Raw genomic sequence first — 14,474 nt, forward strand, 5'->3', positions numbered from 1 at the left:
GGCGTGACGGCGGCCACCCATAAGACCCTGGAGACAAACCATGAAGCGCATCCGGATAGGCAGCGGTTTATCGAGGTGGTTGGCCCCGTTGGGCCTGGCGGCGGCGTTGTCCGCGGCGCCGGCGGCGCAGGCGGCCGAGGACCTGGTGCTGGGCGGCTCGATTCCGCTGAGCGGCGTGTTCGCCTTCGCCGGGCAGGGCATCCATGCGGGCATCACGGATTACGTGAAGATCGTGAACGATCAGGGCGGGATCAAGGGCCGCAAGTTGCGTTATGTGCCCGAGGACACGGCCTACAAGGTCGACGCGTCGGTCGCGGCGTTCAAGAAGATCACCAGCCAGAACAAGGTGAATTTCTACTACGGGGATTCGACCGGCTTTTCCAAGACCATCAATGCGGAGCTCAACCGCACGGGCGACATCCTGATGACGGGCGCCTCGTTCGCCACCGAGCTGAACGATCCGGCGAAGTACCCCGCGCAGTTCATGCTGGGGCCTGACTACACCGAGATGTTCGGCATCCTGCTGCGCTACATCGCCAAGGAGCAGCCGGGCGCCAAGGTCGCCTTTGTGTATTCGGACACGGAGTTCGGCCGCGATCCCATCGCCAGTTCGCGCGCCGTGGCTGAAAAGCTGGGCTTGAAGGTGGTCACCGAGATCATGACGCCGCCAGGCAGCGTGGACGTGTCGACCGAGGTCATCAAGCTGCGCCGCGCCGATCCGGACTTCACCATCTTCCATGGCTACGTGCTGGCGCCCATTCCCGAGTTCGTGGGGCAAGGCAAGCGCATGGGCCTGAAGACGCGCTACATGGGCACGTTCTGGACGATGGATAACTCGACCGTGATGCAGATGGGCGAGGATGCCGAGGGCTTCATGGGCGTGATGCCTTATCGCTACTACTACGACACGGCGGCCGATGCGCCGATGCTCAAGAAGATCCGCGAAATGCGGCCCCAGTACCAGAGCACCGGCTACATGCAGGGTTTCCTGGCCGCCATGCTGTTCTCGGAAGTGGCCAAGCGCACGCTGGACGCCGGCAAGGAATTGAACGCGGCCAACATGAAGGCCGCGCTGGACGGCATCAAGGATTTCGACACGGGCGGCCTGATCGGCGTGCCGATCTCCATCAAGGGCAATTCGATACCGGTGGGCCGGATCTATCGCGCCGACGTGAAGCAGAAGCAGATGGTGCCCGCTTCCGATTGGATCGTTCTGAAGTGAGGCGGCCGTGAACCCGGGACATGACGCGCGTGCGGACACGAATGCCGCGGCGCCGCCGCAGGCGGTGCTCGACATCAACAACATCGAGGTCGTCTACAACAAGGCGGTGCAGGTGCTGCGTGGCTTGTCCCTGTCGGTGCCGGCCGGCAGCATCGTGGCGCTGCTGGGCAGCAACGGGGCCGGCAAGTCCACCACGCTGAAGGCCGTGTCGGGCCTGCTGGGCCTGGAAGATGGCGAGCTGGTGCGCGGCCAGATCGTCTTCGGCGGCGGCGACACCGCGGGCGTCAAGCCGCAGAACCTGGTGCGGTCGGGCCTGGCGCATGTGATGGAAGGGCGCCGGGTGTTCGAGGACCTGACCGTGGAAGAGAACCTGGTGGCCGCGACCTACGCGCTGACCGGCAGGCCTGCGGCGCGCGCGGATTTCGACCTGGTCTACGGCTACTTTCCGCGGCTGTTCGAGCGGCGTCGCGGACTGGCCGGGTATTTGTCCGGCGGCGAGCAGCAGATGCTGGCCATCGGCCGCGCGCTGATCGCCCAGCCCAGGCTGATGTTGCTGGACGAGCCGTCGCTGGGCCTGTCGCCGATGCTGGTCGAGAGCATTTTCTCGATCATTGCGCGCATCAATATCGAACAGGGGGTGTCGATGCTGCTGGTGGAACAGAACGCATCCGTGGCGCTGGCGGTGGCGCACTACGGCTACATCATGGAGACCGGCAAGGTGGTGATCGACGGGTCGGCCGACCGGCTGGCGGCGGACCCGGACGTGCGCGAGTTTTACCTGGGCGTCGGCGGGTCCGGCGAGGCGCGGGGCTTTCGCGACATCAAGCATTACAAGCGCCGCAAGCGCTGGCTGTCATGATTGACGGCGCCGCAGACCCGAGCGCCGCGCGCGACGCCGCCGCTGGCTGGCCCGCGCTGACACTGCCGCAGATGCTGCGCGAGCAGGCGCGCCGGCAGCCGTCCGCCGTCGCCATCCGGCAAAAGGATTTCGGCATCTGGAAGCCCCTGTCCTGGGCGGAATATTGGCAGCGCGCGTGCCGCGTCGGCCTGGGACTGCGCGCGCTGGGGCTGAGCCAGGGCGGGCGGGTGGCCATCGTGTCGGACAACCGGGTGGAGTGGCTGCTTGCGCAGATGGGCGCGGGCGCGGTCGGGGGCGTGGCGGTGGGCGTCTATTCCACCAGTCCGGCCGAGGAGATGGGCTACGTGCTGGAACACGCGGACGTCGAACTGGTGGTGTGCGAAGACCAGGAGCAGACCGACAAGGTGCTGCAGGTGGCGGACAGGCTGCCGCGCTTGCGGCGCATCGTGATGATAGAGACCAAGGGCCTGCGTTCCTACGCGGCGCAGGACCGCTCGCGCATCGTGACGTTTGCCGAGGTCGAGGCCGGGGGGCGCGAGCGCGAGACCCTGGAACTGGCCGCGCTGAATACGATGCTGGACGGCCAGCGCCTGGACGACACCGGACTGATGATCTATACGTCCGGGTCCACCGGCAAGCCCAAGGGGGCGATGCTGAGCTACCGCAACATGCGCGGCGTGGCGCCGGGGATCGCGGAGCGCCTGTCCATGGACGCGTCCAGCGTGCACCTGTCGTATCTGCCGCTGTGCCACGTCGCCGAGCAGATGCTGTCCACGTTCGTGCCCATCTACCTGGGCGCGCAGGTGAATTTCGGCGAGTCGATCCGCACCGTGCAGGAGGACCTGCGCGAGGTGGCGCCGACGATCTTCCTGGGCGTGCCGCGTATCTGGGAGAAGCTGCACGCGGCGATCTCCATCAAGATGCAGGAGGCCGGGCGGCTGCAGCAGTGGCTGTACCGCAAGGCGCTGGCGCGGTGCGCGCCGTTCCTGGAGAAGTCCGCCGGGCAGTATGGGGTGGGCGAACGGCTGACGCATTGGCTGTGGTACTGGCTGGTGCTGCGTGCGCTGCAGAATTTCATCGGACTGCGCCGCGTGCGGGTGGCGATGACGGGCGCGGCGCCGATACCGCCGGACGTGGTGCGGTATTTCCGCACCCTGGGCGTGCCGCTGGTCGAGGTCTACGGGTTGACGGAATCGTCCGGGATGATCTTTGGACAGCATCCGGACCGCGTGAAGGTGGGCACGGTGGGCGAGCCGATCCTGGGCGTGGAATGGCGCATCGGCGATGCTGGCGAGCTGCTGGTGCGCGGCGACATGGTGTTCCAGGGCTACTACAAGAATCCCGATGCGACGGCCGATGCCGTGCGCGACGGCTGGCTGCACACGGGCGACGTCGTGGCGCAGGACGATGGCCGCGTGCGCATCGTCGACCGGCTCAAGGACATCATGATCACGGCGGGCGGCAAGAACCTCACGCCGTCGGAGATCGAGAATGCGGTCAAGGGCAGCCCCTACGTGAAGGAATGCATCGTGATCGCGGACGGCAGGAAGTATGTGTCCGCCTTGATCCAGCTTGAGTTCGATACGGTGGGCAAGTGGGCGGAGTCTCGGCGCATTGCCTTCACGCACTTCCGGTCGCTGGCCGAGTGCCCGCAGGTGCGCGAACTGGTGCAGCAGGAGGTCGCGCGCGCCAATGCGGGGCTGGCGCCCGTGGCGCAGATCAAGCGCTTTCATCTGTTGACCAAGGAACTGGATCACGACGACGGCGAAGTCACCGCGACGATGAAGGTGCGGCGCGCCAGCATCTACCGCACCTACGCAAACGAAATCGAAATGCTCTACGTTGATGAGGAGACGACGGCATGAACCAAGCCGTGATCCTGGAGGCCGTGCGCACGCCGTTCGGGCGGCGCGGCGGCGGGTGGGCGCAGACGCGGCCGGATACGCTGCTGGCCCGGACCGTGGAGGAATTGCTGGCGCGCGCGGGGCTGCCGGGGGACAAGGTCGAAGACCTGATCGCCGGCTGCGTCAGCCAGGCAGGCGAGCAGGGCGCCAATATCGGCCGGCTGGCGGCGATGCTGGCCGGACTGCCGGAAAGCGTGCCGGGCGTGGCGCTGAACCGTATGTGCGGGTCCAGCCAGCAGGCGGTGCATTTCGGCGCCCAGGCCATTGCCGCGGGCGATATGCGTTATGTGGTCGCGGGCGGCGTCGAGAGCATGAGCCGGGTGCCCATGTTCCTGGACGTGACGCTGGGCCAGTCGGAGTTCCGCGGCTTTGAATCGCTGAATCCGGCCCTGCTTGAACGCTATCCACTGATCCACCAGATCGAGAGCGCGGAACGCATCGCCAGCCATTGGGGGCTGTCTCAGTCGGAAATGGATCAGTGGGCGCGCGAGAGCCACGCCCGCGCGTGGGCGGCTGCCAGCGCCGGCCTGCATGCCGAGCTGCTGGCGGGGCCGCCGGGGGCGCCGCGTCGCGACGAAGGCATCCGCGAGACCACGGACGCGGCCCGCATGGCGGCGATGGCGCCGGCCATGCGCGCACCGGGGCAGGGCGGCGTGACCGCGGCCAACGCGAGCCAGCTTGCGGACGGCGCGGCGGCGATGCTGCTGGGGGACAAGGACGCGGCGCTCGCCGATGGCCTGCGGCCCCGCGCGCGCTTTCTGGCGCGCGTGGCGGTGGGCTCCGACCCGGTGATGCAGCTCACGGGCGTCATCCCCGCGGCGCGGCAGGCGCTGGCCCGCGCGGGCCTGTCGCTGGACGACATCGACTGGATCGAGATCAACGAGGCCTTCGCAAGCGTGGTGCTGGCCTGGCAGCGCGAGCTGGGCGCGGACCTGGCGCGCGTCAATCCGTGGGGCGGCGCGATTGCACACGGGCATCCGCTGGGCGCCACGGGCGCCGGCTTGATGGCCAAGATGCTGGCTGGGCTGGAGGCCACCGAAGGCGAACTGGGCATGCAGCTCATGTGCATCGGCCACGGCATGGCGACCGCGACCATCATCCAGAGGCTCTGAGCCGCATGGACAAGACCGGGACCCCCGCGTCGCGGGACGATGGCGCGGAGTCGGAACGGCGCCGGGAACTGGTCCTGGCGGCCGGCAGGCTGTTCAGCAGGCACGGCTACGAGCGCACGACGGTGCGCGAGCTGGCCAAGGCCGTGGGGCTGCAGTCGGGCAGCCTCTTTCATCATTTCCGCAGCAAGGAGGAGATCCTGGTCGCGGTCATGAACAATGGCATCCAGGAAGTGATCGACCTTGGCGAGAAGGCGCTGGCCTGCTATGGCGTGCCCGCGGACCGGCTGGCGGCGCTGTTCCGCGTCCACATGTGGAGCATGCTGCACGGCGCCGGCGGCGATGCGATGAACGCCCTGGTCTACGAATGGCGCAGCCTGTCCGCGCCCAGCCAGGCGGCCGTGAAGGTGCTGAGCGACCGCTACGAGGCGATGTGGCAGTCGGTGGTGGCGGGGGCGGTGGAGGCGGGTCTGCTGCGCGGCGATGCGCGCATCATCAAGCGATGCGTGCTGGGCGCGATGAACCTGACGGTGCAATGGTACAAGCCGGGCGGGCGGCTGGCGCCCGCGGAGTTCATCGATGCGATGCTGCAGGCGTCCCTGCCGGCGCTGCCGGCGGGGGCCGGAAAGTGGCCGCTGGGCCCTAGCCCCGCCGCTTGATGTATGCGCCCACGGCGCAGGCCACCGCCAGCGCCAGGAGCGAGCCCGACACGGGGAGCAGGAAATCGGCCTCGCCGTGATACCCGCCGCCGGTGACGCCGCCCGCGACGCCTCCCATCCAGAGCAACGCGGTCAGGATGGCGGCGACCAGGGAGATGGCCGTGGCGACGCACAGCACGATGAATGCCGGCCGGCGCGCGGGCACGGACGGGTAAGGGGCGCCGGGCTGGATGCGGCGGGGCTGCTTGATCCAGTAGACCAGCCCCGCCACGACCAGCAGCAGCATCAGGATCTTGAAGATCATGACGCCGTCCGCGGTTTAGTCTTCACGGCGCAGATGCGGGAAGAGGATGACGTCGCGGATGCTGGGGCTGTCGGTGAGCAGCATGACCAGGCGGTCGATGCCGATGCCGCAGCCGCCCGTCGGAGGCATGCCGTATTCCAGGGCGCGGATGTAGTCCGCGTCGTAGTACATGGCCTCTTCGTCGCCGGCGTCCTTGGCTTCGACCTGCGAGCGGAAGCGTTCGGCCTGGTCTTCGGGGTCGTTCAGCTCGGAGAAGCCGTTGGCGATTTCGCGGCCGGTCATGAAGAGCTCGAAGCGCTCGGTGATGCCTTCGCGGGTATCGGACGCGCGCGCCAGCGGCGAGACTTCGACCGGGTAGTCGATGATGTAGGTGGGGTTCCAGAGCTTGGCTTCGGCCGTCTCTTCGAAGAGGGCCAGTTGCAGCGCGCCCAGGCCGGCGCGCGACAGCACCGGGCCGTCGGCGTCGGCGCCCAGCTTCTTGAGTTCCGCGCGCACGAAGGCCGCATCGTCCAGTTGGGCCTGGGTGTAGCCGTCCGTGTACTTGAGGATGGCTTCGCAGATGGTCAGGCGATCGAACGGCTTGGACAGATCCAGTTCGCGTTCCTGGTAGGTCAGGACGGCGCTGCCGGTGGCCGAGATGGCGGCCTGGCGGATCAGTTCCTCGGTGAAGTCCATGAGCCAGCGGTAATCCGCGTAGGCTGCATAGAACTCCATCATCGTGAATTCGGGGTTGTGACGCGGGCTGACGCCTTCGTTGCGGAAGTTGCGGTTGACTTCGAAGACGCGTTCGAAGCCGCCCACGATCAGGCGCTTGAGGTAGAGCTCGGGCGCGATGCGCAGGAACATTTCCATGTCCAGCGCGTTGTGGTGCGTGACAAACGGCTTGGCCGCCGCGCCGCCCGGGATCGGGTGCAGCATGGGCGTTTCGACTTCGAGGAAGCCCGCGTTCAGCATGAACTGGCGGATGCTGCCCACGGCCTTGCTGCGCGCCTCGAAGGTGCGGCGCGTGGCGTCGGTCATGATGAGGTCGACGTAGCGCTGGCGGTAGCGCAGTTCCTGGTCGGCGACGCCGTGGAACTTGTCGGGCAGCGGGCGCAGCGACTTGGACAGCAGGCGCGCCGAGGCGGCGTGCACCGACAGTTCGCCCTTGTTGGTCTTGAAGACCGACCCTTCGACCGCGATGATGTCGCCGATGTCCCATTGCTTGAACGCCGCGTAGGCGTCTTCGCCCAGCGTGCCGCGGTCCAGGTAGATCTGGATGCGGCCGGTGCTGTCCTGAAGCGTGGCGAAGCTGGCCTTGCCCATGACGCGCTTGAGCATCATGCGGCCGGCGACCTTCACGGTGACGCCGGCGGCGGCGAGGGCTTCCTGCTCCTGGCCGTCGTACTGGTCATGCAGGGCGGCGGCGCGGGCGTCCGGGACAAAATCGTTGGGGTACGCGACCCCGGTTTCGCGCAGTTTGGCCAGCTTGGCGCGCCGTTCGGCGATCAAGCGGTTTTCATCCTGGGCGGGAGCCGGAGTGGTCGAGTGGTCGGTCATGGTCGGGGGGATCAGTCGTAATTGCGGATGTCGTCGATTTCGGTCGTGCCGAAATCTTCGCGATCCAGGTAGGCGAGGATGCGGGAAGCCACGTTGGCGGGCGAGGACAGCTTGCCGGTGGCGTGGAAGTCCTGGAACTTGGCCAGCGCGGGGAAGCTTTCGGCGGAGCTGGCGCGGATCGCGGCCTGCATGTCGGTGTCGACGATGCCGGGGGCCAGCGCCACGATGCGGGGGCCGTCGGCGCCCTGTTCCTGCTTGACCACGCGGGCATGCATGTCGAGCGCGGCCTTGGTGGCGCAGTACACGCCCCAGCCGGCGTTCGGATTGCGGCCCGCGCCGGAGGAGATGTTCAGGATGCGGCGGTCCGCCTTGATGTCGGCCACGGCGGCCAGGAAGCGCGCCGTGAGCAGCATGACGGCGGTGACGTTCAGGTTGAACGCGGCGGTGATGGCTGCCGCGTCGGTGAGTTCGTCGGTGCGCGCCACGGGATGCACCGTGCCCGCGTTGTTGATGAGCAGATAGCGCTTGGCATCGCGCGGCAGCGCGGCGCAGATGCGCTCGGCCGCGGCGCCGGCCGCGTCCAGGTCCGAGAGGTCCACGGACAGTTGTTCCAGTTGCACGTCCTGCGACCGCGCATGGGCGGCGAGTTCGGGGTCTTCGCGGCGCGCCAGGGTGATCAGGCGGGTGCCGGGTTTGGCCAGGCCGCGCGCCATGGCGGCGCCGATGCCGCGCGATGCGCCGGTGAGAATTGCAATGGTGTCGGACATTCGTGGACCTCTGGGTGCGTGAGAGCGGGAAGAATCGCGGAACTTAGACGTTTTGCTTCAGGCTGGCCTGGATGAAGGGATCCAGGTCGCCGTCCAGCACTTTCTGCGTGTTGGAGATTTCGACGTTCGTGCGCAGGTCCTTGATGCGGCTCTGGTCCAGCACGTAGGAACGGATCTGGTGGCCCCAGCCCACGTCGGTCTTGGAGTCTTCCAGCTTCTGCTGTTCGGCCATGCGGTTGCGCATTTCCAGTTCGTAGAGCTTGGACTTCAGCATCTGCATGGCTTCGGCGCGGTTGCGGTGCTGCGAACGGTCGTTCTGGCACTGCACGACGATGCCGGTCGGAATGTGCGTCAGACGCACCGCCGAATCGGTCTTGTTGATGTGCTGGCCGCCCGCGCCCGATGCGCGGTAGGTGTCCACGCGCAGGTCGGCGGGGTTCACTTCGACTTCGAAGGACTCGTCGACTTCCGGGTAGACAAAGACGCTGGCGAACGACGTATGGCGGCCGCCCGAGGAGTCGAAGGGGCTCTTGCGGACCAGGCGGTGCACGCCGGTTTCGGTGCGCAGGTAGCCGAATGCGTATTCGCCTTCGATCTTGATCGTGGCCGACTTGATGCCCGCGACTTCGCCGTCGGATTCTTCGAGGATTTCGGCCTTGAAGCCCTTGCGTTCGGCGTACTTGAGGTACTGGCGCAGCAGCATCGACGCCCAGTCCTGCGCTTCCGTGCCGCCTGCGCCGGCCTGGATGTCCAGGAAGCAGTTCAGGGGGTCGGCCGGATTGGAGAACATGCGGCGGAATTCCAGGGCTTCGAGCCGCGCCTGGAACGCGTCGGCGTCCTGTTCGATGGATTCGAGGGTGGCGCCGTCGTCGTCGGCGGCGGCCAGCTCGAAGAGCTCCAGGGAGTCGGCAACGCCCGAGCCCAGGCTCGTGAGCGTTTCCACCACGTCCTCGAGGGATTTCTTTTCACGGCCCAGGTCCTGGGCGTGTTTGGGGTCGTTCCAGACGGCCGGGTCTTCGAGCTCGGCGTTTACGACCTGGAGGCGTTCAGCTTTGGCATCGTAGTCAAAGATACCTCCGTAGAGCCTGTTCGCGCTCCGCGTAATCGGCGAGGCGGGCTGCGAGCTGGTTCTGACGTTCGGCTTCCATGATGATCCTGTCCTGATGACTTTTGTGCGAAACCTGGCATTTTACCGTGGATGGGCCAAGTTCGCGGGCCCGCGGTGGCAAAGGGGCAGGCCGGTGTCTGACACCCGTGTGAAGTGCACTAGGTATGTAGCGGATCTCACACGGGTGTCAGACACCTTATATAGGGGGACGCGTTCGATTCCGAGGGTCCCGCCTAACCCGCGTGCTCGATGACCAACTGGACGGACACCATCCCGTTCCACACGTTCTGCTCCAGCCGGTATGCCGCCTGGATGCGTTCGGGCAGGGACTGGTCATGCCCGAACCAGATCGCGTCAAAGCGCTGGTGGCCGCGTTCCAGCGACAGTTTCAGGTGCTTTTCGCCGACCAGGCGCTGGTTGCGCACCACGAACTCGTCCAGGAAGAGCGGCGCCGCAAAGCCCGCGCCCCACACCTGCTGCTGCAGCATGCCGGCCACGTCGGCGTTGGCGTAGCCGGATTCCAGCGAGCCGTCGGTCTCGATGACGGGCTCGAAGGTGTCGCGTCCGGTCAGTTCGCGGACTGCGGCGTCGAAGGCGGGCGCGAAGGCCGGAAAGTCGCCGCGGCCCAGGGTCAGGCCGGCCGCCATGGCGTGGCCGCCGAACTTGCGGATCAGGTTGGGATGGCGCTTGGAGACGAGGTCCAGCGCGTCGCGCAGGTGCACGTCGGGGATCGACCGGCCGGAACCGCGGATTTCGTCGTCGCCCGCCGGGGCGAAGGCCAGGGTGGGGCGCCAGAATTTTTCCTTCAGGCGCGAGGCGACCAGCCCCACGACGCCCTGGTGCCAGCCCGGATCGAACACGCAGACGGTGGCGCCCGCGGCGGCGTCGGGCGCTTCCATGGCGGCCAGCGCCTGTTCGCGCATCTCGGCTTCGATCGTGCGGCGTTCGCGGTTGATGTTGTCCAGTTCGCGCGCCATTTCCAGCGCCTGCGCTTCGTCGTCGGTGGTCAGGCAGGCGATGCCCAGGCTCATGTCGGCCAGGCGGCCCGCGGCGTTGATGCGCGGACCCAGGGCGAAACCCAGATCGAAGCCGTTGGCGCTGCGCGGTTCGCGCCCGGCGACGGCAAAGAGCGCGCGCAGGCCCGGTTGCAGCCGGCCGCTGCGCATGCGCTGCAGGCCCTGTGTGACCAGCAGGCGGTTGTTGGCGTCCAGCTTGACCACGTCGGCCACCGTGCCCAGGGCGACCAGGTCGGACAGCGCGTCCAGGCGCGGGCCGCCGTCGGGGGCGTAGACGCCGCGACGGCGCAGTTCGGCGCGCAGCGCCAGCATCATGTAGAAGATGACGCCCACGCCGGCCAGGTTCTTGGACGGAAAGCCGCAGCCTGGCTGGTTGGGGTTCACGATGGCCAGGGCGTCCGGCAGGGTGTCGCCGGGCAGGTGGTGGTCGGTGATGACCACGCCGATGCCGGCCGCGTTGGCCGCGGCGACGCCGTCGACGCTGGCAATGCCGTTATCCACCGTGATGATGATGTCGGGTTTGCCGGCACGGTGCCGGCAGGCCAGTTCGACCACGGCGGGCGACAGGCCGTAGCCGGTCTCGAAGCGGTTGGGCACCAGGAAGTCGACGTCCGCGCCCATGGCGGACAGCGCGCGCAGCCCGACCGCGCAGGCGGTGGCGCCGTCGCAGTCGTAGTCGGCCACGATCAGCAGCTTCTTGCCGGCCTGGATGGCATCGGCCAGGACGCCGGCGGCATGCGCCGAATGCGTCAGGCCGGCGGGGGGCAGCAGCGAGGGCCACGCGAGCCGGGTCTGATCGGGGTGCGTGACGCCGCGCGCGGCCCACAGACGGGCCAGCAGGGGGTGGATGCCCGAGGCTTCCAGGACGTGGCAGGCGGCCAGGTCGGCCGGACGGATCGTTAAGCGGGGTGAGACCACCAGGCGCTCCAGTTTTTCTTGGGCGCGGGCAGCAAGCCAAGCAGGCCCCCGCGCGGTTTCAGGTCAAGGGCGACCTTGCGGTCGTCGCCCAGGAGCAGCATCTGCACGGGGGTGGCGGGCAGGCCTTTGCCTGCGGCCAGCGGACGCAGGTGCTGCGCGTCGAGTTCGGCCAGCGCGTCCAGCCAGGCGGCCCAGTCGCCCGCGCGCTGCGGGGCGTCCAGTCCGGTCAGCACCTGCGCGGCGCCTGCCGGGGCCGCCGGCCAGGGGGTGCCGCCGCCGTACAACCAAAGCGCGTTGACGGGCGGCAGGCCGCGGGCCGCGCGGTCGTCGTTGACGGGGTGTTCATGCCACGCCATCTGTATTTCGTTGAGCAGGCGGCGCCACGGGCGCGTTTCCGCATCCTGGCGCCACCAATCGTTCAGGCGTTGTCCGGCCACGGCCATGGGGCTGGCGGTCTGGGGGCGCAGGCCCGCCGGCAGGCGCAGCCGCCAACGCTGGGCGGACAGGGGCTCGACCGAGAAGCCGGTGTCTTCGAAGAGGGGACGGGCGGTCTCCAGGAGCGCGGCCGTTTCTTCGTCGCGCAGGTCCATCGCGGCGGGGTCCAGGAGCGTCGCCTGATCGGTCCCCAAGGCCAGGTGGATCAGCTCGGCCAGCCAGACCGGCTCGCCGGCCCCCGCGCCATCCTGCTCCCCGGCCAGCAGCGGCCCGAGGCCAGCGCCCTGAAGCAGCCCCGGTTCGGGCACGTAGCCCGCGCGTTCGAGTTGCCAGGATTCAAAGGCCGTGCAGCCATGCGCGCGCAGGTCGTAGGCCTGGGGGCGGGCGGTGGCGGCCTGCAGCCAGCCGTGCAGGGTGGGCGCGCGTTCGGGCAGCAGCTTGGCCAGCTCGGCGGCGACGGGAAGGGCGGGCAGGGCGCCCGGAATGACGATCAGCATGGCCGCGATTGTAGTCCGCGGCGGGATGGGGAACTTAGCGCCGAATGGAGCTGCCATACGTTGTCACGCCTGGTCTAGGATCCGCACATCCGCGGGGCGAGACGCGGGCGGTTAATGCAATAATGCGCACGTGCTGAAAATACCCTACGAACTATGGATCGGCGCCCGCTATGCCGGGTTGGCCCGAATCCGCCAGCGACGCGGCCGCCGCGATCGCTTTATCTCCTTCATTGCCGCCAGCTCCATGGCGGGCATCGCGCTGGGCGTCGCCGCCCTGATCGTGGTGCTGTCCGTGATGAACGGGTTCCAGAAGGAAGTGCGCGACCGCATGCTGTCGGTGCTGCCGCACATCGAGCTCTACATCCCCGGCGCATCGCCCGAACGGGTGCTTGAGCAGTGGCAGCAGTTCGCCACCGCCGCCGAGCGCAATCCCGAGGTCAAGGCCGGCGCGCCCTTCGTGGCGGCGCAGGGCATGCTGGTGCGGGGCCAGGCGCTGCGCGGCGTGCAGGTCCGGGGTATCGACCCCGCCACCGAGGGCAACGTGTCCGACCTGCCGCGGCAGATGGTGACGGGCAAGCTGACCGACCTGAAACCTGGTGGCTTTGGCGTGGTGCTGGGCAACGAACTGGCCGACGGCATGGGCGTCAAGGTGGGCGACACGCTGCTGATGATGGCGCCGCAGGGCTCGATCAGCCCCGCCGGTTTCGCGCCGCGCATGCGCCAGTTCACCGTGGTGGGCGTGTTTTCCTCCGGCCACTATGAATACGATTCCTCGCTGGCCTTCGTGGACAACGAAGACGCCGCCCGCGTCTTCCGCGAAAGCGGCACCGCTGGCGTGCGCCTGCGCATCGCCGACATGCAGAAGGCGCCCGAAGTGGCGGCCGAGCTGCGCAACGTGCTGCCGCCCTACGTCATGGCCAGCGACTGGTCGCGCAACAACCGCACCTGGTTTGCGGCGGTGCAGACCGAAAAGCGCATGATGTTCCTGATCCTGGCGCTGATCGTCGCCGTGGCGGCGTTCAACCTGTTGTCCTCGCTGGTCATGGCCGTCAAGGACAAGCAATCCGACATCGCCATCCTGCGCACGCTGGGCGCGGGTCCGGGCGAGGTGGCCCGCATCTTCCTGGTGCAGGGCGCGCTGATCGGCGTGATCGGCACCTTGCTGGGCGTGGCGGGCGGCATCGCCATTGCCTACAACGTCGACGTGATCGTGCCGTTCATCGAGCGGATGCTGGGCGTGCACTTCCTGCCGCGCGAAATCTATTTCATTAGCGCGCTGCCGTCCGACCCGCAGGTCGGCGACATCGTCACCATCGGCGTGACCTCGCTGGTGCTGTCGCTGCTGGCAACCTTGTATCCGAGCTGGCGCGCCTCGCGCCTGCAACCCGCACAGGTGCTGCGCCATGATTGATACCCTGACGCAAGACCCCGCGGCCGGGACGACGCCGGCCCTGCAGGCCGAGAACATCGTCAAGGTCTACGACGAGGGCCCCGCCCGGATCGAAGTGCTCAGCAATGTCAGCCTGTCGGTCGCGCGCGGCGAGATGGTCGCCATCGTGGGCGCGTCGGGGTCGGGCAAGAGCACCCTGTTGCACATCCTGGGACTGCTCGACGTCCCCACCAGCGGCTCGGTGTCCGTCGACGGGCAACTGGCCGTCGGGCTGTCCGAGGCGAAAAAGAGCGCGGTGCGCAACCGCAGCCTGGGCTTCGTCTATCAGTTCCACCACCTGCTGGCGGAATTCTCGGCGCTGGATAACGTGGCGATGCCGCTGATCGTGCGCCGCGAGAACCGCGACAAGGCGCGCGAGGCTGCGCGCGAGGTCCTGGGGCTGGTGGGCCTGTCCGCCCGGGAAGGCCACTTCCCGGGGCAGTTGTCGGGCGGCGAGCGGCAGCGCGTGGCGCTGGCGCGCGCGCTGGTGACACGGCCTGTGTGCGTGCTGGCCGACGAACCGACCGGCAATCTCGACCGGCACACCGCGCACAACATGTTCGAACTGCTGACGCGGGTGAACCAGGAATCGGGCACGGCGTTTGCCATCGTGACGCACGATCCTGAACTCGCCGCGCGCGCCGACCGCCAGTTGCTGATGGAAAACGGCCGCCTGGTGTCAGGCTAGGCCTCTGGCCGGTTGGTGGC

General features: G+C 68.1%; 13 protein-coding genes. 7 read left to right on the forward strand and 6 right to left on the reverse strand.

Going from position 1 to position 14,474, the window contains the following annotated elements:
* The first annotated feature begins 40 nt into the window (after nt 1-40).
* From BMW75_RS14870 to BMW75_RS14890, 5 genes are all read left to right on the forward strand, one after another.
* Nucleotides 41-1,222: an ABC transporter substrate-binding protein gene (locus BMW75_RS14870; protein ID WP_092580335.1), complete on the forward strand. Its 1,182-nt coding sequence runs from the start codon at nt 41-43 to the stop codon at nt 1,220-1,222.
* Between the two features lie 64 nt (nt 1,223-1,286).
* Nucleotides 1,287-2,081, forward strand: a complete 795-nt coding sequence (locus BMW75_RS14875) for an ABC transporter ATP-binding protein (protein ID WP_083714458.1) — start codon at nt 1,287-1,289, stop codon at nt 2,079-2,081.
* Nucleotides 2,078-3,946, forward strand: a complete 1,869-nt coding sequence (locus tag BMW75_RS14880) for an AMP-dependent synthetase/ligase (RefSeq protein ID WP_092580339.1) — start codon at nt 2,078-2,080, stop codon at nt 3,944-3,946. Before BMW75_RS14875 ends, BMW75_RS14880 begins: the two co-directional genes overlap by 4 nt.
* The gene (locus tag BMW75_RS14885) at nt 3,943-5,097 is read left to right on the forward strand and encodes a thiolase family protein (RefSeq protein WP_092580341.1); all 1,155 of its coding nucleotides are present in this window, start codon (nt 3,943-3,945) and stop codon (nt 5,095-5,097) included. Before BMW75_RS14880 ends, BMW75_RS14885 begins: the two co-directional genes overlap by 4 nt.
* Nucleotides 5,098-5,102: 5 nt before the next feature.
* Entirely contained in the window at nt 5,103-5,753 is a 651-nt protein-coding gene (locus BMW75_RS14890) for a TetR/AcrR family transcriptional regulator (RefSeq protein ID WP_092580343.1), read from the forward strand.
* Here BMW75_RS14890 and BMW75_RS14895 read toward each other — a convergent pair.
* The 6 genes from BMW75_RS14895 to BMW75_RS14920 all read right to left on the reverse strand — a co-directional run bounded on the left by BMW75_RS14895 (nt 5,737) and on the right by BMW75_RS14920 (nt 12,337).
* Entirely contained in the window at nt 5,737-6,057 is a 321-nt protein-coding gene (locus BMW75_RS14895) for a preprotein translocase subunit TatB (protein ID WP_092580345.1), read from the reverse strand. The two genes, BMW75_RS14890 and BMW75_RS14895, sit on opposite strands and share 17 nt — an antisense overlap.
* A gap of 15 nt (nt 6,058-6,072) precedes the next feature.
* Nucleotides 6,073-7,596: a lysine--tRNA ligase gene (lysS, locus tag BMW75_RS14900; RefSeq protein WP_092580347.1), complete on the reverse strand. Its 1,524-nt coding sequence runs from the start codon at nt 7,594-7,596 to the stop codon at nt 6,073-6,075.
* A gap of 11 nt (nt 7,597-7,607) precedes the next feature.
* Nucleotides 7,608-8,363 (reverse strand): SDR family oxidoreductase, encoded by a 756-nt coding sequence (locus BMW75_RS14905; RefSeq protein ID WP_092580349.1) that lies wholly within the window; start codon nt 8,361-8,363, stop codon nt 7,608-7,610.
* Between the two features lie 43 nt (nt 8,364-8,406).
* Nucleotides 8,407-9,511, reverse strand: a protein-coding gene (gene prfB / locus BMW75_RS14910) for a peptide chain release factor 2 (RefSeq protein WP_139208535.1) whose coding sequence is annotated in 2 segments (ribosomal slippage) — nt 8,407-9,429 and nt 9,431-9,511 — 1,104 coding nt in all. Because the reading frame shifts where the segments join, the coding sequence is not laid out codon by codon here.
* A gap of 193 nt (nt 9,512-9,704) precedes the next feature.
* A complete protein-coding gene (gene recJ / locus BMW75_RS14915) occupies nt 9,705-11,405 on the reverse strand; it encodes a single-stranded-DNA-specific exonuclease RecJ (RefSeq protein ID WP_076520418.1) in 1,701 nt (566 codons plus the stop codon).
* Nucleotides 11,387-12,337: a hypothetical protein gene (locus tag BMW75_RS14920; protein WP_092580351.1), complete on the reverse strand. Its 951-nt coding sequence runs from the start codon at nt 12,335-12,337 to the stop codon at nt 11,387-11,389. The genes recJ and BMW75_RS14920 overlap by 19 nt, the downstream gene beginning before the upstream one ends.
* Nucleotides 12,338-12,515: 178 nt before the next feature.
* On the opposite strand from BMW75_RS14920, the gene BMW75_RS14925 reads away from it, so the two are divergent.
* A complete protein-coding gene (locus tag BMW75_RS14925) occupies nt 12,516-13,748 on the forward strand; it encodes a lipoprotein-releasing ABC transporter permease subunit (protein ID WP_231952292.1) in 1,233 nt (410 codons plus the stop codon).
* Complete coding sequence (locus tag BMW75_RS14930; protein WP_076520421.1) at nt 13,741-14,454, forward strand: ABC transporter ATP-binding protein; 714 nt, start codon at nt 13,741-13,743, stop codon at nt 14,452-14,454. Before BMW75_RS14925 ends, BMW75_RS14930 begins: the two co-directional genes overlap by 8 nt.
* Nucleotides 14,455-14,474 lie beyond the last annotated feature (20 nt).

Origin of the sequence: Achromobacter sp. NFACC18-2 (assembly GCF_900108985.1) — a bacterium.
GTDB lineage: Bacteria > Pseudomonadota > Gammaproteobacteria > Burkholderiales > Burkholderiaceae_B > Achromobacter.

Coding starts and splice junctions, on each gene's coding strand:
- BMW75_RS14870 (WP_092580335.1), top strand. CDS start 41: ATGAAGCGCATCCGGATAGGCAGCGGTTTATCGAGGTGGTTGGCCCCG.
- BMW75_RS14880 (WP_092580339.1), top strand. CDS start 2,078: ATGATTGACGGCGCCGCAGACCCGAGCGCCGCGCGCGACGCCGCCGCT.
- BMW75_RS14885 (WP_092580341.1), top strand. CDS start 3,943: ATGAACCAAGCCGTGATCCTGGAGGCCGTGCGCACGCCGTTCGGGCGG.
- BMW75_RS14890 (WP_092580343.1), top strand. CDS start 5,103: ATGGACAAGACCGGGACCCCCGCGTCGCGGGACGATGGCGCGGAGTCG.
- BMW75_RS14895 (WP_092580345.1), bottom strand. CDS start 6,057: ATGATCTTCAAGATCCTGATGCTGCTGCTGGTCGTGGCGGGGCTGGTC.
- lysS (WP_092580347.1), bottom strand. CDS start 7,596: ATGACCGACCACTCGACCACTCCGGCTCCCGCCCAGGATGAAAACCGC.
- BMW75_RS14905 (WP_092580349.1), bottom strand. CDS start 8,363: ATGTCCGACACCATTGCAATTCTCACCGGCGCATCGCGCGGCATCGGC.
- BMW75_RS14920 (WP_092580351.1), bottom strand. CDS start 12,337: ATGCTGATCGTCATTCCGGGCGCCCTGCCCGCCCTTCCCGTCGCCGCC.
- BMW75_RS14930 (WP_076520421.1), top strand. CDS start 13,741: ATGATTGATACCCTGACGCAAGACCCCGCGGCCGGGACGACGCCGGCC.